Origin of the sequence: Pseudomonas quasicaspiana, assembly GCF_021147825.1 — a bacterium.
Taxonomy (GTDB): Bacteria; Pseudomonadota; Gammaproteobacteria; order Pseudomonadales; family Pseudomonadaceae; genus Aquipseudomonas; species Aquipseudomonas quasicaspiana.
Genome location: NZ_JAGTPI010000042.1, coordinates 19,664 through 38,257 on the forward strand (window position 1 = coordinate 19,664; position 18,594 = coordinate 38,257).

15 protein-coding genes are annotated in these 18,594 nt (G+C 57.8%); 10 read left to right on the forward strand and 5 right to left on the reverse strand.

All coding sequences use genetic code 11. The annotated features are described in order from the left end of the window. Nucleotides 1-146 precede the first annotated feature (146 nt). Entirely contained in the window at nucleotides 147-1,577 is a 1,431-nt protein-coding gene (locus KDX30_RS20855) for a mechanosensitive ion channel family protein (protein ID WP_231677397.1), read from the reverse strand. A 117-nt stretch (nucleotides 1,578-1,694) separates the two neighbouring features. On the opposite strand from KDX30_RS20855, the gene KDX30_RS20860 reads away from it, so the two are divergent. Continuing rightward, the gene (locus KDX30_RS20860) at nucleotides 1,695-2,600 is read left to right on the forward strand and encodes a LysR family transcriptional regulator (RefSeq protein WP_231677398.1); all 906 of its coding nucleotides are present in this window, start codon (nucleotides 1,695-1,697) and stop codon (nucleotides 2,598-2,600) included. Nucleotides 2,601-3,036: 436 nt separating this feature from the next. After that, complete coding sequence (locus KDX30_RS20865; protein ID WP_122397022.1) at nucleotides 3,037-3,906, forward strand: AraC family transcriptional regulator; 870 nt, start codon at nucleotides 3,037-3,039, stop codon at nucleotides 3,904-3,906. A 285-nt stretch (nucleotides 3,907-4,191) separates the two neighbouring features. Here the strand turns inward: KDX30_RS20865 and KDX30_RS20870 are convergent, their stop codons facing one another. Beyond that, complete coding sequence (locus tag KDX30_RS20870) at nucleotides 4,192-5,373, reverse strand: MFS transporter (RefSeq protein WP_231667249.1); 1,182 nt, start codon at nucleotides 5,371-5,373, stop codon at nucleotides 4,192-4,194. Between the two features lie 90 nt (nucleotides 5,374-5,463). Beyond that, entirely contained in the window at nucleotides 5,464-7,587 is a 2,124-nt protein-coding gene (locus KDX30_RS20875; RefSeq protein WP_231677399.1) for a TonB-dependent receptor family protein, read from the reverse strand. A 45-nt stretch (nucleotides 7,588-7,632) separates the two neighbouring features. Here KDX30_RS20875 and KDX30_RS20880 point away from each other — a divergent pair, with 45 nt between their 5' ends. Both KDX30_RS20880 and KDX30_RS20885 read left to right on the forward strand, forming a co-directional pair. Continuing rightward, a complete protein-coding gene (locus tag KDX30_RS20880; protein ID WP_231677400.1) occupies nucleotides 7,633-7,905 on the forward strand; it encodes a hypothetical protein in 273 nt (90 codons plus the stop codon). Further along, on the forward strand, nucleotides 7,906-8,562 hold the full coding sequence (locus KDX30_RS20885) for a DapH/DapD/GlmU-related protein (protein WP_231677401.1): 657 nt from the start codon (nucleotides 7,906-7,908) through the stop codon (nucleotides 8,560-8,562). 54 nt (nucleotides 8,563-8,616) lie between these two features. Here the strand turns inward: KDX30_RS20885 and KDX30_RS20890 are convergent, their stop codons facing one another. Then, nucleotides 8,617-9,390: an L-iditol 2-dehydrogenase gene (locus KDX30_RS20890; protein ID WP_122706360.1), complete on the reverse strand. Its 774-nt coding sequence runs from the start codon at nucleotides 9,388-9,390 to the stop codon at nucleotides 8,617-8,619. Between the two features lie 57 nt (nucleotides 9,391-9,447). Then, nucleotides 9,448-10,767, reverse strand: a complete 1,320-nt coding sequence (locus KDX30_RS20895) for an ABC transporter substrate-binding protein (protein WP_231677402.1) — start codon at nucleotides 10,765-10,767, stop codon at nucleotides 9,448-9,450. A 289-nt stretch (nucleotides 10,768-11,056) separates the two neighbouring features. On the opposite strand from KDX30_RS20895, the gene KDX30_RS20900 reads away from it, so the two are divergent. The 6 genes from KDX30_RS20900 (at nucleotide 11,057) to glsB (ending at nucleotide 18,501) form a co-directional block, all read left to right on the forward strand. Beyond that, nucleotides 11,057-12,001, forward strand: coding sequence for a helix-turn-helix domain-containing protein (locus KDX30_RS20900; protein ID WP_099268274.1), 945 nt, complete (start codon nucleotides 11,057-11,059; stop codon nucleotides 11,999-12,001). A gap of 224 nt (nucleotides 12,002-12,225) precedes the next feature. After that, entirely contained in the window at nucleotides 12,226-13,248 is a 1,023-nt protein-coding gene (locus KDX30_RS20905) for an aldo/keto reductase (protein ID WP_183141681.1), read from the forward strand. A gap of 399 nt (nucleotides 13,249-13,647) precedes the next feature. Then, nucleotides 13,648-15,870 (forward strand): TonB-dependent siderophore receptor, encoded by a 2,223-nt coding sequence (locus KDX30_RS20910; protein ID WP_231677403.1) that lies wholly within the window; start codon nucleotides 13,648-13,650, stop codon nucleotides 15,868-15,870. An 8-nt stretch (nucleotides 15,871-15,878) separates the two neighbouring features. Then, nucleotides 15,879-16,715 carry a 5'-nucleotidase, lipoprotein e(P4) family gene (locus KDX30_RS20915; RefSeq protein WP_027899346.1) on the forward strand — a complete coding sequence of 279 codons (837 nt, stop codon included), beginning with the start codon at nucleotides 15,879-15,881 and terminating at the stop codon, nucleotides 16,713-16,715. Between the two features lie 58 nt (nucleotides 16,716-16,773). Continuing rightward, on the forward strand, nucleotides 16,774-17,367 hold the full coding sequence (gene pnuC, locus KDX30_RS20920; protein WP_122397013.1) for a nicotinamide riboside transporter PnuC: 594 nt from the start codon (nucleotides 16,774-16,776) through the stop codon (nucleotides 17,365-17,367). Nucleotides 17,368-17,592: 225 nt separating this feature from the next. After that, on the forward strand, nucleotides 17,593-18,501 hold the full coding sequence (gene glsB / locus KDX30_RS20925; RefSeq protein ID WP_027899344.1) for a glutaminase B: 909 nt from the start codon (nucleotides 17,593-17,595) through the stop codon (nucleotides 18,499-18,501). Nucleotides 18,502-18,594 lie beyond the last annotated feature (93 nt).

The following is an 18,594-nucleotide window of genomic DNA, read 5'->3' on the forward strand; positions in this document are numbered from 1 at the left end:
CTCCAACCCCGTGGGAGCAGAGCTTGCTCGCGATAAGGCTGAACGTGATCTAGAGCAAATCGCATCCAGCCTTATCGCGAGCAAGCTCTGCTCCCACAAAGATTACATTTCGGTAAATGTGCGTTGCTTGACAGTGTTGTCATATATCAACGCTTCTGCAACCACCCCAGAAAACTGCCTTTCTTGATGGCTGCCGGTTTCTCGGTCAGCAACGACTGGCTGCTGTGCTGGCGCACGGCCTGGAGTTTCGTCAGGGCGTTTTTGATCTGGCCTTCATGCTCCATGGTTTCCCGGGCCACGCTTTTGTCGATGCTGTACACCACACACGAGGTAAGGGCGGTGAAACGGGCTTCGGACGGTGTGTCGTCGAGGATGCTCTGTTCGCCCATTACTTCGCTCGGCCCCATGCGCCCGGCTTCGATGAAGACCTTGCCGTCGGATACTTCGGCCGACACCACGCCGGTTGCAATCACCAGCAGGCTGTCGGTGACTTCATTGGCTTCGATGATCACTTGGCCTGCACTGTATTCCCTGGCTGACATGCTCTGCGCCAGATGGTTTTTCTCTTCGATGTTCAGCGCGCGGAATACCTTCACTTCGTCCAGCAAGGTCCGGGCGCGGGACACCGGTTCTGCCGTAACGTCGGACTGCCACGCAATGCCCGCGGCTTCGAGGTGACGGTAGGCGAGGTCGAACAGCAGGTTGCGGACTTCGCTTTTCTTGTCCAGATCCCTGATAAACCCAGTGACGGTGTATTCGATGGTGGTCGGGCTGGCTTCCTTGACCACCGCTCGGGCCTTGGGGAATGGCAGCAAGGCGCTGCTGCCTTGCAGGGCTCGGTCCAGTGCATCCAGTACGCGGCGCGGGCGGATGTGCGGTGAGACCATGATGTTGATCGACACGCCGAACATGTCTCTGGGCCGGCTGAGGTTGACGATTTTGGCCTTGGCCGCTACCGAGTTGGGGATGACCGCCGTGCTGCCCGTGCCGGTCAGCAAGTGAGTGGCGCGCCAGTCGATGTCGACGACCTTGCCTTCAACCCCGTCGATGCTGATCGAGTCGTCAACCTGATAAGGCTTGGTGGTGTTGAGGATGATCCCTGAGAACACGTCGGCCAACGTGCTCTGCAACGCCAGACCGACCACGATGGCCATTGCCCCGGACGTCGCCAGCAAGCCTTTGACGGGAAGCTGCATGACATAACCGGCGGCTGCCACGATAGCGATCAGAAAGATCACGGCGCCGATCACTTCCTGCAACAAGCGACCGCTGTGACCGATGCGCCGCATCAATAACGTGCCGATGATTTCAGTCAGGGTTCTGGCCGCCAGAATCCACCAGATGATTTCCAGTGCGGTGGCCGCCAGATGACGTGCGCTGTCTTCTTCCCAAGGGGCACTGTCCAGTGGGCTAAGGCCCGCGCTGATAATCACCACGCTGTAAACCAGAAACAAAGCCAGCCGAACCGCAACTTTCTGCAATCGGTAGGGGTACGGCACCAGGTTCCAGCTGGTCAGATCCAGCAGAACCAGCAACAGGCTGCAGATCAGCGGGTAGCTTTGAATGAATGCGGGCATGATCTGATCCTGTAGGAGGTCGTTGCAGCAATGGGAATACAGTCAACGCAGGTTAAGCCCATGCATTGGGCCGATAAAGCTGGTAGAAAGCGTTGGACTGTCAACCGGTGAGCGACAATGAACCCTTTCGAAGATATGCGCATATTTACCCAGGTGATGGAATCCGGGAGTTTCACTGCTGCCGCCGAGCAGTTGGGGCTTTCCAAGCAATTCATCAGTCGCCGTCTGATTCAACTCGAAGAGCGTCTCGGCGTACGTCTGCTCAACCGTTCAACCCGTCGACTGGACGTTACACCGCTGGGCCAGGCCTATTACGAATCGGCGTTGCGGCTGGTAGCGGATCTCGAACAGGCCGAACAGAGCATAGCCGGGCAGAACACTCAGCCGCGGGGCACCATTCGCATCACTGCACCGTTGTCGTTTGCCATTGAGCATTTGGGGCCCTTGTTGCCGGTTTTCCTGCAGCGCTATCCCGAGGTGTCGGTAGAAGTGGACCTGAGTGACCGCGCCGTGGACTTGCTGGGCGAAGGTTACGACCTGGCGCTGCGTATCGGGGTGCTGGAAGACTCGACGCTGATCGCCCGTCACATTGCCAATATCGAGCGGGTGTTCTGTTGCAGTCCCGAATACCTTGAGCGACGCGGCGCACCTGCCGAACCGGAAGCGCTCAAGCATCATGATTGCTTGCCTTATGGTCACAGTCGTCAGGTGCAGTGGCGCTTCGAGCGAAATGGCAAGCCGTTGGCGGTCAGCCTGTGCGGACGGATGCGCGCCAACAATGGCGAACTGTTGCGCGATGCTGCCATTGGCGGGTTGGGGATCACCTATTTGCCGCTATTCATTGTCGGCGCGGCTTTGGAAGACGGGCGTCTGGTCCGTGTTCTCAATGAGTTCCGCACGCCATCACTGGCGTTATCGGCGGTCTACCCGCAACACCGTCAGGGCTCGCGTCCGGTGCAGGCGCTGATCGGGTTTCTCAAGGAGCATCTGGTTCAATGCCCATCATTGGTATCGCCCGACTGAACGAGCCCGGTATTATTTGGCGCTGTCGCGATCAGCTCACGACCTGCAACCAGTTGATATTGATCTGTAGGAGTGGCCCCGGTGTGCGTGACACCCCGCCGTCTCGCGGCAAACACTGGATCCTGTAGGAGTGAGCTTGCTCGCGATGGCGGTCGAGATGTTGAGAAATTATCGCCTGACCAAACGCTATCGCGAGCAAGCTCACTCCTACAAAAACGAAGGTGAATTCAAATAGTTATTTTGTGTTTGATGAACGCGCACGAGCACCGCGAGGCCGCGATAGCGGCGTATCAGGCAGGCCGCCATCGCTGCCTCGCGGTGCTCGTGAGCTCCTGCAGAGAAAAACATTTGTCCGATAAGAGCCCGGTCGCGGATGTCTGGTTTTGCCGATAGAGTAGGGTGAACGTGTTTCCCGCCCCGAGCCGAAGGAATCAACTTGAGCGCCCCTGCCATCGCCCATTTGCATACTGAAAAGTTCTCCGCCACTCGGGTGGCGGATGCGCGTCCGGATCCTGAGAAGATCATTGATATTCCCTGCCTCGATGCCTTTTCGATCATCGTCCAGCTCGAAGATTTTGCCGAGCATCGGTTATGGCGGGGGCGACGTCTGAGTTATGCCGGTGGCTATCGTCAGGGCAGTGTTTCCTTGCCATTCATGGGGGATGAGCTGCGCTGTCAGCATCGCGCGTCTTATGACAACCTTCGCTTCAACATTCCGCGGCAAACCTTCGACGACTACCAGCGTGAGAATGGCGGGCGGATCATCAGTGGTTTTCGCTACGAACAGGGCGCTCAGGACCCGGTGCTGTATCACCTGGCGCAGGCGATGCTGCCCGCGTTACGCAACCCGGCAGCGGCCAATCAGTTGTTCATTGATCACATTTTGTTAGCGATGTGCGCGCACTCGGTCACTCAATACGGCCGTATCGCTTCTACTTCCGGAAAGTTCACGACCACGCTGACGCCGCTTCAGGAACGTCTGGCCAAGGAGATGATTGCCAGCAATCTGGGCAGCGATCTTTCCGTGGAACGGATTGCCCAGGAGTGTTCGCTGAGTCGCAGTCATTTCTCCCGCGCGTTCAAACAGGCCACGGGTGTTGCGCCGCACACCTGGTTGCTGCAGATGCGTGTCGAGAAGGCTAAAGAGTTGTTGATGGCCCAGCCTGGGCTTTCGTTAGTCAACATTGCTCAGACATGCGGTTTTTCTGATCAACCGCACCTGACCCGGGTGTTCACGCGGCTGGTGGGAGTGACGCCCAGTGCATGGCGAGGAGCTCAGCGTGGTGCAGTGATTGTTTTGGGTTGAAGAACTTGCCTGAGCTGCTCACTCGATGGCCATGATAAAGAGGAGGCTGTCGTCCAGCAGCCCACAGCTATCAGGTTCAAAATCCCACAGGTTGGTAGCATTTCAAGCTTATGCAAAACCTGTGGGACCGAATTCATTCGGGAAAGGGGCCGGCAGATTCAATACTTCTGTCGTCTGACAAGACGCATTCGCGAATGAATTCGCTCCCACCGGGAACAACCCTTGCAGGCCAGGATAAAATCTCCCACAGAGGGGATAGCCTTCCCACCCGTACTCAGGCGTCTTTCAGGCAGTCCGCCGCGTCACCAATCGGGCAAGCCACAGGCATAACCCGAAGGCAATCAATGCCATGGCTGTCAGCACATGGATCATCGCTTCGCTGCCCAGTTGCGAGATCACATAACCGCAGGCGATGGGCGCTACGGCCTGGGCCAGTAATGCCGGGCGTGCCATTTTGCCGGACACCACCGCGTAATCGCTTTGATGCACCACCACCAAAGGCAAGGTGCTTTTGACGATGGCGCGCAGGCCGTTACCTGCGCCGTAACACACCAGTCCCCAGGCCACCAGGCTCGGTGCGAAGTCCACCAGCAGCAATCCCAAAGCCGTAAAGCCGCTGGACAATAACGCCGTGAACATCGGCGCTTTGCGTTTGAACATCAGGTCGATGACCCGACACAGCACCTGAGCCGGGCCGATCATCGCTGCCAGTGCAATGGCGGATGCCAGGCTGTGCCCGCGGGCTTGCAGGATGGTCAGGATCACAATGGAGAGACAGGTCATCAACGCTGCGGCAATGGCGAACAGCGCTGTCATAGACCAATAGATGGAGGAGGCGAGCGGCGTGCCGCTGCCTTGGCTGGCATGTCCGGATGCTGCAACCGGCACATGGGCGTCCAGCGCATAACGGTATAGCGGATAGAGCACAAACAAAACAACGGTGCCGAACACCCCACAGGTCATTCGCCAGCCCATGAGGTGATCCATCACCGCCAGCAGCGGCCAGATCACGGTGGTGCAGAACCCTGAAATCAGGGTGATGCCGACAATGATCGGTCGTGCTTCCAGCCCATAGGTGGAACCCAGTGACGTGAACAGCGCATCGTAAAGTCCGCTGGCCATGGCGATGCCGATGATGACCCAGGCCAGCAGAAAGACCGGTAACGAGGGTGCCAGCGCCATCATCCACAGGCCCGCGGCGAGAATCAGACCATGGGCGGCCAACACTCTGCGTCCGCCGATGCGGGCAATCAGTCGTCCGCACAATGGCGACAACAGGCTGGCCACCAGCAAACCGATGGATGCTCCGCCCAGGACCCACTGATGCGGCCAGCCTGTGTCGGCAGCGATAGGATCGGCCAATACGCCGAGCAGGTAGAACGATCCGCCCCAGGACAGTATTTGCAGCAGCCCGAGCAGGGCTATTTTTCCGTTGCCGGGGCGGCGGGGCAGTGCAGCGGTATTCAATCAAAGTCCTTAGCGTCAAGCGGTGAGTACGCCAACAGCAGGGCCGAATCCTAGCAGCTTCAAACCGCTCAATGACAGCCGTTCAGGCCTTCAGCGCAAACTCCACGACACCCCGACATAAACCCCCAGACCTTCGCCGGGGGTTGAGCGCGCCGCGTCCAGCCCTCGGTCGTCGTAGCCCGGCGTGACAGTGGCGGCGTAATGTTTGTTGGTCAGGTTGCGCATATCGACCCAGGTCTGCCAGTCGTTCTTCGGGGCGTTGTAACCCACCGTCGCGCCGAACAGTGCGTAAGGGTCGGCGTAGTAGCTGTTGGCATAATCCACGGCGGCTTTGGACACCAGCTGGGTGTTGAAAGCGGCGAAGAAACCTTGCGGCCAGTCGTAGCGCAGCTCGCCCTGGTAGTAATGCATTGGCAGACCGGGCAGCCGGTTATCGCCGAAGCGATCATCGTCGCGGTAGTGGAAATCACTGAAGGTATAAGCCTGACGCAGGCTCAGTTCGCCTCCTTCATGGGACCACAGTTTGCTCTGCAGGCTGGCTTCCACACCCTGATGAACCGTAGGGCTGGCGTTAAGCTCGTAAGGTGTAGTTGCGTTGGCGTCCGGCAGCACAGAAAGTAGTTCGTGACGGACTTGCGAGTAGTACCACGCCAGGCTCCATTCGCCGAGTGTGCTGTCGCCCCGTCCGCCCAACTCCAGGGTGGTAGCGGTCTGGTTGCGTAGTTTGACCGGGTTGCGCTGGGCACCGGTGGCGACGCCGCTGCCCGCCGGGAATCGCTGGTCAGCGCTGTAGATCAGTGACCACGGATGCGGGCCTTCCACCGAGCGGCTGAGATTGGCGAACACCTGCATGTCAGGCGTCAACTGATAGCGCATGCCCAGTCGTGGCGCGTAGTCCCAGTCGCCCATGCTGGTTTTGCCACCGCCATCAGGATAGGTCACGGCGCTTTCGCGACGTGTGTAAATGGCGGCGAGGCCCGTGGTCAGCCACAGGTCGTCGGCGATCTCCAGATCATTGCCGACGTGCAGAACAGTGTCCGAGCCTTGATAGGTGAAGTTACGAATGCGGGTGCCCGGCGCATACCCGGCGGTGTTGCCGGTCGGGATACGCACGAATTCGCTGGCGCCGGAGTTGGGCAAGTGCTTGGTCACGCGCAAACCCAGCGTGCTGTTGCTTTCCAGACCCCACAGGGTGTCACGGCGCTTGTAGTCGAAGGTGGCGCTGACATCCGTGTAGGCGACCCGCAGGCGGTTAGGCCCCTCGCGCAGGTCCATGGGGTAATCGTGGTAGACGAGGCCGGTCTCGATGCTTGAATCGTCGTCGATGTACCAGGTGGTTTTGTTGCCGATAAACGTGCTGCCCGGCTGGTCGCGATTATAGTCCCGCGATTCATAAGTGGGATTTGCGGCACGTGGGTCGTGTTCGATAGAGTTCTTGGTGACCCGCCCGGCAAGCTCGTTATCGGTCTCGCGATGGCGAAAATAGAACCGGGTTTCCAGATTCGGGTTGAAGCGATAGCCGAAGTTGGCGATGACACCCTGGCTTTCGCTGGAGGTGTGGTCCTGATAGCCATCGGAGCGCGCATCGGTCATCGCCACGTAGTAGTCGAAGTCGCCCAGCACTTGCCCGGAGCTGATCTGCCGCTGTTGGTATCCGTGGCTACCGGTTACGTAGCGCACCTGCAACAGCGGCGCATCGTAGCCAGTGTGGCTGACGTAGTTGATGGCACCGCCCAATGCCAGAGCACCCCGGTCAAAACCATTGGCGCCGCGCAGCACCTCTACATGGTCGAGCCACAGCGGCTCAAGTAGCTCATAGGGCGTGCCGCCAGGGCCAGTGAGTGGAAGGCCGTCGAGCATTGCGTACAGGCCGGAGGCGTGGGCACCCGGCGCGCGGTTGATGCCCGAGCCGCGTATGGAGATTTTTACCCCTTCGTTGCCCGCAGACTGGGCATAGACCCCGGGCTGATACGCCAGTACATCTTGATTGCTCGCTACGCGGCCCTGTAACGGCTGACGCAGGTCGATCACGTTGGTTCCGCCGGGCACCTTTGCCAGTTGTTCCTTCGCGTCTTCGACTGACTGGTCCTCGCTGCCTCGCTCCTGGTCACGGATCAGCACCTGGCCCAGCTCCACTTCCTGCGCCTCGGCCAGCGCCGGACAGACAAGGGCCAGGCCCAACAGCGCAGTGGGCAGGGATTTCGGCGAAAGCATTGGGGGGCTCCAGACATAGAAAACAGGCAATGAAGCTTGCGACGTATGAAAGAACGAAAGAAGCACACGGCAATTTTGTTTTTTTGCCCGGTAATGCTTTTCCCGGGTGCAGACGCAAAGCACTCTGTTGAAGCCAGGCTTGCCGGCGAAGTACTACAACTCGTTGCATTTGATTCACCGAGTAGGGCGATTCGCGGGCAAGCCTCGCTCCAGCATGGCAAAAATGCTGTCTTACCGATGATCAAACATGTGCAACCATTCAGTGAACCTGCTGCCCGCAGTCGGCAACGTTCTACTCACTTTTCAAAGGAAGTCTGAATGCACGGGATATCGATTTCAGAATTTATCTCGCACTGGGAGGCGCTAGGTCTTGATGCGCAAGCCCGCTCACCCTGGCAGATCACGCAGCAGTGCGAAAATTTTGTACGCACCATCCTGGCTAAGCTTGGGCCCGATTATCAGCGCCAGGGCGATATCGCTATCCATAAAACGGCGCAGGTCGAAGACGGCGCCGTACTCAAAGGGGCGATCGTGATCGGGCCTGACTGTTTTATCGCCGCAGGTGCCTATTTACGTGGCGGCGTGTTCCTTGGCAGCGATTGTATTGTCGGTCCCAGCTGCGAATTGAAGAGCAGCTTCATGCTCGACCGCAGCAAACTGGCCCACTTCAATTTCGTGGGCGACTCATTATTGGGCCAGGATGTGAACATCGAGGCCGGCGCGGTTATCGCGAACTATCGCAACGAATTTGCCGGGGCCGATATCCGGATTCTCCACGGCGATACGATCATTGAAACCGGCGTCGCAAAATTTGGCGCGCTGGTGGGCGACGGTACGAGGATCGGTGCCAATGCTGTGGTGGCGCCGGGGGCCTTGCTAGAGCGGGGTAGTGTCGTACCCAGGTTGGGGCTGGTTGACCAACACCCAGGTTCACCTGAGTCCGTCGATCGCGATCAGGTGGTTTACGCACGTTGATATCTTCCTCCGTGCGTCGCTCATCCGTGGCGCCGTCACACGGGCAGGTGCCAGTCAACTCATCCAGTTACCCCCATCGACGTTATAGGTCTGGGCCACGATGTAGTCGCTTTCCTGCGAGGCAAGGAATATCGCCATGCCGGTCAGGTCATCGGCGGTGCCCATGCGGCCATAAGGAACCTCCTGGCCAACGAGTTTTTTCTTTTCTCCCAGCGGGCGATTCTCATGTTTGGCGAACAGCGCGTCGACACCGTCCCAATGCTCACCGTCGACGACGCCGGGGGCAATGGCGTTGACGTTGATTCGGTGTTTGATGAGGTTTAGCCCCGCCGATTGTGTGAGGCTTATTACCGCCGCCTTGGTGGCGCAATAGACACCGACCAGCGCTTCACCGCGTCGTCCTGCCTGGCTCGCCATGTTGATGATCTTGCCGCCGGTTCCCTGACTGATCATTTGTCGGGCTGCTGCCTGCAAGGTGAACAGCGTGCCTGCCACGTTGATGGCGAACAGGCGGTCGTAGCTTTCACGGGTTATGTCAGTGATCGGAGCCAGGTCGAACAGTGCCGCATTGTTGATCAGGATATCCAGCTTTCCGGTTTTTCCGACCACTTCGGCAATGGCGTTATCAATGGAAGCTTGCGCAGTGACGTCGATCTTTACTGCGTAGGCCTGCTTGCCCAATTCTTCAGCAGTCGCGCGTGCCCGTTCAAGGTCGATGTCGGCGATGGCGACCGTTGCTCCTTCGCGAATATAGGCCTCGGCGAATGCCCGGCCGATGCCTCTTGCAGACCCCGTGATCAGGGCGCTTTTACCTTCAAGTCGTTTCATGTCAATCCATCCTTCAAAAGTACAAAGCTCAGGTCATTTCGAGAGCTATAGCGTGAGTTATTTTTTCGGATAGCCCGCGCGTTTCATTTCCCTGATGGTGACTTTTTGTGCGGCATCCAGCGCTTGTGCAACGGAGGTCTGCCCGGTGAGTGCAGCGGCGAAAAGCTTGCCCACTGATGTGCCAATGGCCTGGAACTCTGGAATGGTCACGTATTGAATGCCCACGTAAGGCACTGGCTTTGCCGACGGGTGGGCGGGGTCAGCGTTCTGCATCATTTGCAGCGTGACTTTGGCGAACGGTGCGGCTTGCAGATAAGCCTCACTGTAGGTGGAGGTGCGAGTACCTGGCGGTACGTTGGTGATGCCATCCTTCTGCGCGACCAGTTGAATGTATTCTTTGGAGGTCGCCCAGGTAATAAAGGCTTTGGCCGCGTCTTTATGTCTGGAGGTAGCGGGGATCGCCAGCGACCACGCATACAGCCACGAAGAACCCTTGTCAGTGACTTCAACCGGAGCCGGGGCAAAGCCCACGCTGTCAACCACCCGACTTTGTTCTTTATCGGTTGTGAAGGACCCCGCGACGCTCGCATCTACCCAGATCGCGCATTTGCCGCTGTTAAACAAGGCCAGCGTTTCATTGAAACCGTTGCTTGAAACACCGGGCGGTCCGTAGTTCTTGAGCGTATTGACGTAATAGTTGGCGGCCGCTGTCCACTCGGGCCCTGTCAGTTCGGGTTGCCATTGCTCATCGAACCAGCGCGCGCCGAAGCTATTGGCCATGGTAGTCAGCAGTGCCATGTTTTCGCCCCATCCGGATTTACCCCGCAGGCACATGCCGTACTGTTCTTTATCAGGGTGATGGAGTTTTGCTGCAAATTCGCCGAGCTGGGTCCAGGTCGGATGTTCCGGCATGCTCAAGCCGGCCTGCTTGAACAGATCAGTGCGGTAATAAGTCACTGTGCTTTCGCCATAAAAGGGCAGGGCGTAAAGCGTGTTATCAACTGATAGGCCTTGGCGCACCGAGGGAAAGATATCTTCCAGATCGTAGTCAGATGGTAAGTCCTTCATGGGTTCGAGCCAGTTTTTGGCGCCCCAAAGCGGCGTTTCATAAGTGCCGATGGTCAATACATCAAACTGGCCACCCTGAGTGGCAATGTCCGTGGTCAGCCGTTGGCGCAGGACGTTTTCTTCCAGCACCACCCAATTGAGTTTGAGGTCGGGGTGCTGCTCCTCAAAGACTTTCGACAGCCGCTGCATGCGGATCATGTCGCTGTTATTGACGGTGGCGATGGTGATGGTGATGGTTTCGGCGGCCTGACTGGACGCGATAAACGCCAGACCAGCGGACAGAAGGAGCGCTTTCGGGATCATTTGCATGATGCTCTCCACTCCACGCCTGTGGCGCGGAATTCTTATTGTTGTTTTATGCCCTCACTGATCACATCCGGATCAGCAGGAGGCTACGGGCCGATTACAGCAGTTGCCAGAATTCCCGGCAAACGCAATGGGGACGGCGTGTTGATACTTTTTTAACCGCGACAGTCGAATCATCTCAGGGTTAAAAAAGTATCAGTCGCCGGTCAGTTTGAGGTGGAGCAGGGGATCGTGACGGGCGTATGGTGCGTGTTATCACCAAGCTCACAATGACAATAAAAAGGAGCGGATCATGGCTGAAAGTCTCACGAGTCTTTTTGAGCACTCACCGGCTGAACTGGAGATTATTCTGCCGCAGCCTGAGCAGAGCTTTCGCTGGTATGAACACGATTATCCTTACTCACTCGCACGCTGGAATCACCATCCTGAGTTTGAAATCCATCTCATCCGTCGTGGCAGCGGCAAACTGGTGGCGGGTGACTATATCGGCGCATTCAGTGCCGGGCACGTTGCTCTGATCGGTCCGGATTTGCCTCATGACTGGATGGGGGACCTGGCACCGCACGAATATTTGCAAGGGCGGGATGTGGTCCTGCAATTCGACGGTGGATCATTGTTGAAACTGCGCCAGTTGTTGCCCGAACTTGGCCATTTACAGTCCCTGTTCGAGCGGGCCAGACGGGGCATTGAGTTCACTGGCGGGACGGCCATCGAAGCCGCCCGGTTACTCGAAGCCATTGGACCTGCGCAGGGATTACAGCGCCTGGTGTTGTTTCTGCAGTTGCTGGGCGTGCTGCTCAATGCGCCGCCGACTCACACGAAGCTTCTGGCCAGCGCGTGTTATGCGCCTACCCTGGATGCAAAAAGTGCCGAGCGTATTCACAAAGCCTTTGAATACTTGCAGGCCGAGCTGACGGGCGATATCCGGGTTTCAGTCATTGCTGATCGCTTGCACATGAGCGAGCCGGGTTTTTCACGCTTTTTCAAACGCGTTACGGGCCATGGCTTCATCGACCTGATGCGCAAACTGAGAATTCAACGGGCCTGCCGATTGCTGGTGCAGACGCCAATGTCAGTGGCCGATGTCTGCTTCGAAGTGGGTTACAGCAACCTGTCCAACTTCAACCGGCATTTCCGTCATGAGATGCAGCTCACGCCAAGTGAATACCGCCGCGATCCTGCTGTGACGCTGTTCAATCTGCACAAGGCTCAGCCGTCAGTGGCTGCAAGAGCTTGATGTTGACTGAAGTTCTCCTCGCAAAATCTAACCCTTTGAACTGGAAATACATTTTCTGTATGAGCTCGCTGTGCGCCCCCGACACCGCGCTGTCTCGCGGCGAACATTGAATCTGTAGGAGTTGCCGAAGGCTGCGATTGGCATCCCCATGCATTTGTTTCAGGAGTATCTTGCAGGGCGAGCCAACTCAACGCCGAAGTCATCAACCCATTTCTGGAGCACCCATGAGCGCTATCGAATACCGCAACCTTGGCCGTAATGGTGTCAGGGTCTCGCCACTTACCCTGGGCACCATGATGTTTGGTGAGCAGACCGATGATGCGGTCGCAAAGCGGATTGTCGACAAGGCCTTTGAACAGGGCATCAATTTCATCGACACCGCCAATAACTACAACGGCGGAGTATCCGAGGAAGTGGTCGGCCGATTGATCGCGGAGCGTCGTTCGCACTGGGTTCTGGCTACCAAGTTTGGTAACCCTAATCCCGGTGGCCGGGCACCCAATGATCGTGGCGCATCGCGGCCCAGCATCATTCAGTCTGTGGAATCCAGCCTCAAGCGTTTGAACACCGATTACATCGACTTGCTTTATCTGCATCGCGAGGACGACAGCGTGCCGGTGGAAGAAACCCTGCGTGCGCTGTCGGATCTGATCCGGGCGGGCAAGATCCGATCTTATGGCTTGTCGAACCACCGTGGCTGGAAGCTCGCAGAGTTCAGCCGTACTGCTGATCTTTTGGGCATCGAGCGTCCTGCTGCCACTCAGCCGTTGTACAACCTGGCTAACCGTCAGATTGAAGTTGAACACTTGCCTGCTGCCGAGTACTACGGAATTGGCGTGGTGTCTTACAGCCCGCTGGCCCGTGGGGTATTGACCGCCAAGTACGATCCGGGCCAGCCACCGGCCGAAGGTACCCGGGCTGGACGCAACGACCCGCGTCTGCAACAGACCGAATGGCGTGCCGAATCGCTGGATCTGGCTCAGCGAGTCAAGGACCACGCCGCAGCACGGGGTATTACGTCCGGTCAATTCGCGTTGGCCTGGGTGCTCAACAACAAGCTGGTGACGTCGGCCATTGCAGGCCCGCGTACCGAAGAACAGTGGAATGACTACGTGCCCGCGCTGAACTACGGGTTCACGGCCGAAGACGAGGCTTTCGTGAATGAACTGGTGGTTACCGGGCATTCTTCGACCCCGGGCTATAACGATCCAAGTCATCCGTTTCTTGGGCGTCAATCGCGGGTTTGACGATAGCTTTCCAGCGCCTGTATTGCGGGCAAGCACCGCATACAGGTTGGTCATGATTTCAGGCTCGTATAGGACCGGTGGGACCGAATTCATTCGGGAAGGCAGTTTTCAATACGTTACACAGGCTGCGGATGGACCGGCCTCTTCGCGAATGAATTCGCTCCCACAGAATCTATGCAAATCCGTAGGACTGACCGGATCACGCTTGCGGGCAAACATAAGATCTCCCACGGGAACTGTGTTTACATGTCACCTGCATGAACCCACGCTCCTACAGATCGCATATCCCTGTCTGACGTCTTCTCTCCTTGAAAAATCCAGTTGTAACGCACTGTTTGCAGGCCTCGCGCTTGCGTCCGGCATAAAGCGTCGGTATACAGCGCCCACAAAGGAGCTTTCATGGTTATGTCTTATCGAATGTCTGAGTCACCCGCGCCGAGGTTTTCGCCAAATCTGTTGAGAATTGGTGTGTTGATGGCCTGTGGCGTGGGCAATGGTTGGCTGGCGGGGGCGGCGTGGGCAGAAGAGGGTACAGCCGCAAATAGCGGCGTGCTGCTGGACGCGATCACGGTCAACGGCGAGCAAGACGCTGGCTATCAGGCCATTGAGGCCACGGTGGGCGGTTTTGGCCCAGCGCCTTTGCTGGACACACCGGCGTCGATTGCCGTAATCACCGAGCAACGACTCAAGAATCAGCAGGCCAGGCTGCTCAGTGAAGTGCTGCGTAACGACGCTTCGGTAGGCGAGAGTTATGCGCCAGTCGGTTACTACGAAAATTTCGTGGTCCGCGGTTTTGCCCTTAATTCTGCCAGCAGCTACAAAATAAACGGCCGGACGATCACCGGCGAGCAGAACGTCGCGCTGGAAAACAAGCAGCAGGTTGAATTGCTCAAGGGCCTTGCGGGTTTGCAAAGTGGTGTGTCAGAGCCCGGTGGTGTGGTCAATTACGTGAGCAAGCGTCCGGAAGATGTACGTTCCGTCACTGTCTCGACCAATGAGCAGGGTGAGCGTTACCTGGCTACGGATCTGGGTGGCTGGTTCGGCAGCGAGCGGCAGTTCGGTATTCGTACCAACCTGGCACATGAGGACATTCGTTCTTACGTGGATCACGCCGACGGCAAACGTGATTTCGCCTCGCTGGCGGTGGACTGGAACATCAGCCCAGACAGTCTTTTGCAACTGAATGCCGAGTACCAAAACCGCGAACAGCGTTCCGTGCCGGGTTACCAGTTGCTGGGCGGCACCAGAGTTCCGCATAACCCTGACCCCCGTGATCTGCTGGGCTACCAGAGTTGGTCCAACCCGGTGGGTATCCAGTCGCTGAACCTTGACGGGCTTTATGAGTACCGCTTCAACGATTCATGGAAAGCCAGTTTCAGCGCTTCCCGCAGTCGTGTAGTGATTGATGACTACAGCACCTTCGCCTGGGGCTGTTATGGCTCGGCCAGTTGCGCAGGCGTGAACGTCGCGAACTATTTCAGCCCGGAAGGTGAATACGATATCTCGGACTACCGCAGCCCTGATGACACCCGTCGCAATGACGAAGCCCAGGCCGCAATCAGCGGGCAGTTCGACAGCGGATTTCTCAAGCATGAACTCACGTTCGGAACTACAGCATTCCGCCGTGTGGTGGACCGTCGTGATGCACTCAACGAGTTCATTGGCAGCGGGGTAATCGGCACCACTCCGGATACTTTCGAGTCATTTTCGGGGGAGGCGGGCCACACTTACCGTCACCTCGACAGCCGTCAGTACGGCCTGTTCGCCACCGACCGGATCAGTTTTAACGAGCAGTGGCAAACCGTGCTGGGCGGGCGGCAAGTTCGCCTTGACGAAAAAACCTATGACGAAGAAGGCGCCACCACCCGCCATACCCAACGGGCGGAGTTTCTGCCTCAGGCGGCACTGATTTACAAACCGCGTCCGGACACTGCGCTGTACATCAGCTACAGCAAAGGCTTGTCGTTGGGCGGCGAGGCGTCCTGGTTCAGCACCAACGCCGATGAGATTCTGCCACCGACGACATCCCGGCAGATCGAGTTGGGGGTCAAGCACGACTGGCAGCGTTTGAGCCTGACCGCCGCGCTGTTCCAGATCTCTCAGGACTACCAGTACAACCGTCCCAACGACGACGGGACCTTGACCTACGTGCAGCAAGGCAAGCAAAAAAATACCGGGCTTGAACTGTCTGCCAATGGTCGAGTGACTTCGAATCTGCAAGTATCGGCCAGCGTCGCCGCGATTCGGGCGCGTGTCACTGGCAGCGGCACCGACGCCTACGACGATCATCAGGCGATCAACATACCCAAACTGCGTGCCGCCCTGCACGGTGATTACAGTATTCCCGGTTTTAACGGGCTGGCCTTGTTAGGTGGTGTGCAGTACAGCGGTAGCAAGTACGCCAACAGGCAAGGCAGCGTAAAGGTCGACGACTATGCGGTGTTTGATATGGGCGGCCGTTACAGCACCAAGGTCGAGGGCTATGACACGGTGCTGCGCCTGACTGTCGACAACCTGTTCGATAAGCGTTACTGGCGTGATGTGGGCGAGTCTGCGGGCGACGGCTATCTGTTCCCCGGCGCACCGCGTACTGCGCGAGTGTCGGCCACTGTGAATTTCTGAGGTCAAGCATGGGCAAGTTCTTTATCAGTGGCGCGTTGGTACTGTGCGCTGCACTCGCCGGGTGCCAGCAACGGCCACCCGCCAATGATCAACTGGATGCCGTGCTGTGGACGCAGACGTCCATCGAGCACGAGTTGATTTACCGGCAGGTGTTCGACAGCGCCACGCGGCAACTCGATGTCGCACTGGCCGATCCGACCTGGGATGCCTTGCCGCAAGCACCGCGTAACCTGACCGGGTTGCCGCCAGCGGTGATCGTTGATATCGACGAAACCCTGCTGGATAACATTCCGCTTAACGCGCGGGATATTCGCAACGATCAGGTTTATTCCTATGATCGCTGGAATGTCTGGGTGGACGAGGCCAAAGCTCAGGATTTGCCGGGGGCGGTGGGTTTCCTGCAGGCCGCCGCTCAGCGTGGCGTCAAGGTGTATTACCTGACCAATCGGGAGCATTCACAAGTGGCGGCCACAGTGAAGAACCTGCGCCTGCGTGGTTTTCCGGTGGACGATGCGCAGCAGGTTCTGGCGGCGGCGACGCCCACTGGTGGATGTGAGAAGGACGGCTATGGCAAGACCTGCCGCCGCCAATGGGTCGCCAGCCATGCACGGGTATTGATGCTGGTAGGGGATTCATTTGGTGATTTCATCCAGGCCGACAGCAATAACCTGGCTGCACAACGCAAGGCTGCCGCGCCTTATCTGGCCTGGTTGGGACAGCGCTGGTTCCTGCTGCCTAATCCGACTTATGGCAAATGGTACAGCGCACCTTACGGTGATCAGGAAGATCTGCCGATGACGCGCAAACGCGAGCTAAAACAACAGGCGCTGGATCTCCAGCAATAACAACAACGCTAATGCTTTCCAGGCTGGTGCTTTTTGCCAGCAAGCCGAGGGGCAAACCATGTCAACACTGGAAATAATCGCGGTGCTCATCAACATCATCGGTGTGTGGCTCACCGCCCGGCGCATTCGTTGGTGCTGGCCGGTGAGTGTGGTGGCGGTGTTGTTGTATGCGTGGATTTTTTACGACGCAAAGCTTTATTCGGACATGTTGCTGCAGGTGATTTTTGCCTTCCTTCAAGGCTACGGCTGGTGGTGCTGGAGTCAGGGCGGGCTGGACAATGGCAAGGTACATGTGGCTCGCCTGCCGCTGCAAACGGCGGTGTTGAACCTGATCGTCGGTGCGTTGGCCGCCGTGCTTCTCGGCAGTCTGATGGCCCACTTTACCGACGCCGTCGTGCCGTGGCTGGACGCATCGCTGACAGCTTTCAGCCTGGTCGCCAGCGTTTGGGCAGCACGCAAATACGTCGCGAGCTGGTGGCTATGGATCGTTCTCGACTGCGTCTATGTCGGCATGTACCTGCACCGCGATCTGGATCTGACTGCCGGATTGTATGCGGGGTTTGTGGTACTTGCGTTCTACGGCTACCGCGCCTGGCGGCGTGATTTGTTGAGTCAGGAATCCCGGCGTGGGGAATTGAGTGCTGGGGCTTGAGTCAGGAAATCACTGGATTGAACTGCATCCTGCAGTCCCCCAGCCATCTGCAATTTTGAGCTGACCCAAACTGTAGGAGCGCACGAGCACCGCGAGGCCGCGAAGCGGTTTATCAGACAGATCGCCATCGCTGGCCTCGTAACCTGCAAGTCAACAGGTGACCTGTGTGATGCGCTTCGCCGATTGATCGTCTAGCATGCGGTCCCAAAAACAATGAGCGCATCCATGCAGAAGTTGCTGAACGAGATACTCGATGAAGTACGTCCCTTGATCGGAACGGGCAAGGTCGCCGACTACATTCCGGCGCTGGGCGACGTGCCTGCGAATCAATTGGGCATTGCCGTATATGGCAACGACGGTGAGCTGTATTGCGCGGGCGATGCCGAGACGCGCTTTTCTATCCAGAGTATTTCCAAGGTCTTCAGCCTGGTTCAGGCCATCGGCCACTCCGGCGAGGAAATCTGGCAGCGGTTGGGCCATGAGCCCTCCGGTCAGCCGTTCAATTCGCTGGTGCAGCTGGAGTTCGAGCGCGGTCGGCCACGCAATCCCTTCATCAACGCCGGAGCGTTGGTGATCTGTGATATCAACCAGTCACGCTTCGCGGCACCCGCGTTGTCGATGCGTGACTTCGTGCGTCGTCTGTGCGGTAACCCTGAGATCATTTCCGACTCCAAAGTCGCCGAGTCCGAATATCAGCACCGTTCACGAAACGCAGCTGCGGCCTACCTGATGAAGTCCTTCGATAACTTCCACGGCGAAGTTGAAGCGGTCCTGCGCAGCTACTTCCATCACTGCGCCTTGAGCATGAGCTGTGTCGATCTGGCCCGCGCCTTTGGCTTCCTCGCCAATCAAGGCTATTGCGTGCACAGCGGTGAGCAAATTCTCAGTGCTCGACAGACCAAGCAACTCAACTCAATCATGGCCACCAGCGGGCTTTATGACGAGGCAGGCAACTTTGCCTACCGGGTGGGTTTGCCGGGCAAGAGCGGGGTAGGTGGAGGCATCGTGGCCGTAGTGCCTGGACGTTTCACGGTGTGCGTCTGGTCCCCCGAGCTCAATGCGGCAGGCAACTCTCTCGCGGGCATGGCCGCGTTGGAAAAGCTCAGTTCGCGCATCGAATGGTCGGTGTTCTGACCGCGGATTTATCGCTGTTCAGGAAATCTCCGAGCATTCATGCTGTTACGCAGGTCTATTGAATTCGAATCAGCGGCCATGGGGCTGATTCCA

Excerpts from the sequence above, each read along its gene's own strand:
- KDX30_RS20915 (WP_027899346.1), top strand. The coding sequence starts at position 15,879 with ATGGGCAAGTTCTTTATCAGTGGCGCGTTGGTACTGTGCGCTGCACTC.
- glsB (WP_027899344.1), top strand. The coding sequence starts at position 17,593 with ATGCAGAAGTTGCTGAACGAGATACTCGATGAAGTACGTCCCTTGATC.
- KDX30_RS20900 (WP_099268274.1), top strand. The coding sequence starts at position 11,057 with ATGGCTGAAAGTCTCACGAGTCTTTTTGAGCACTCACCGGCTGAACTG.
- KDX30_RS20880 (WP_231677400.1), top strand. The coding sequence starts at position 7,633 with ATGAAAGAACGAAAGAAGCACACGGCAATTTTGTTTTTTTGCCCGGTA.
- KDX30_RS20885 (WP_231677401.1), top strand. The coding sequence starts at position 7,906 with ATGCACGGGATATCGATTTCAGAATTTATCTCGCACTGGGAGGCGCTA.
- KDX30_RS20875 (WP_231677399.1), bottom strand. The coding sequence starts at position 7,587 with ATGCTTTCGCCGAAATCCCTGCCCACTGCGCTGTTGGGCCTGGCCCTT.
- KDX30_RS20905 (WP_183141681.1), top strand. The coding sequence starts at position 12,226 with ATGAGCGCTATCGAATACCGCAACCTTGGCCGTAATGGTGTCAGGGTC.
- KDX30_RS20860 (WP_231677398.1), top strand. The coding sequence starts at position 1,695 with ATGAACCCTTTCGAAGATATGCGCATATTTACCCAGGTGATGGAATCC.
- KDX30_RS20910 (WP_231677403.1), top strand. The coding sequence starts at position 13,648 with ATGGTTATGTCTTATCGAATGTCTGAGTCACCCGCGCCGAGGTTTTCG.
- KDX30_RS20855 (WP_231677397.1), bottom strand. The coding sequence starts at position 1,577 with ATGCCCGCATTCATTCAAAGCTACCCGCTGATCTGCAGCCTGTTGCTG.
- KDX30_RS20890 (WP_122706360.1), bottom strand. The coding sequence starts at position 9,390 with ATGAAACGACTTGAAGGTAAAAGCGCCCTGATCACGGGGTCTGCAAGA.
- KDX30_RS20895 (WP_231677402.1), bottom strand. The coding sequence starts at position 10,767 with ATGCAAATGATCCCGAAAGCGCTCCTTCTGTCCGCTGGTCTGGCGTTT.
- pnuC (WP_122397013.1), top strand. The coding sequence starts at position 16,774 with ATGTCAACACTGGAAATAATCGCGGTGCTCATCAACATCATCGGTGTG.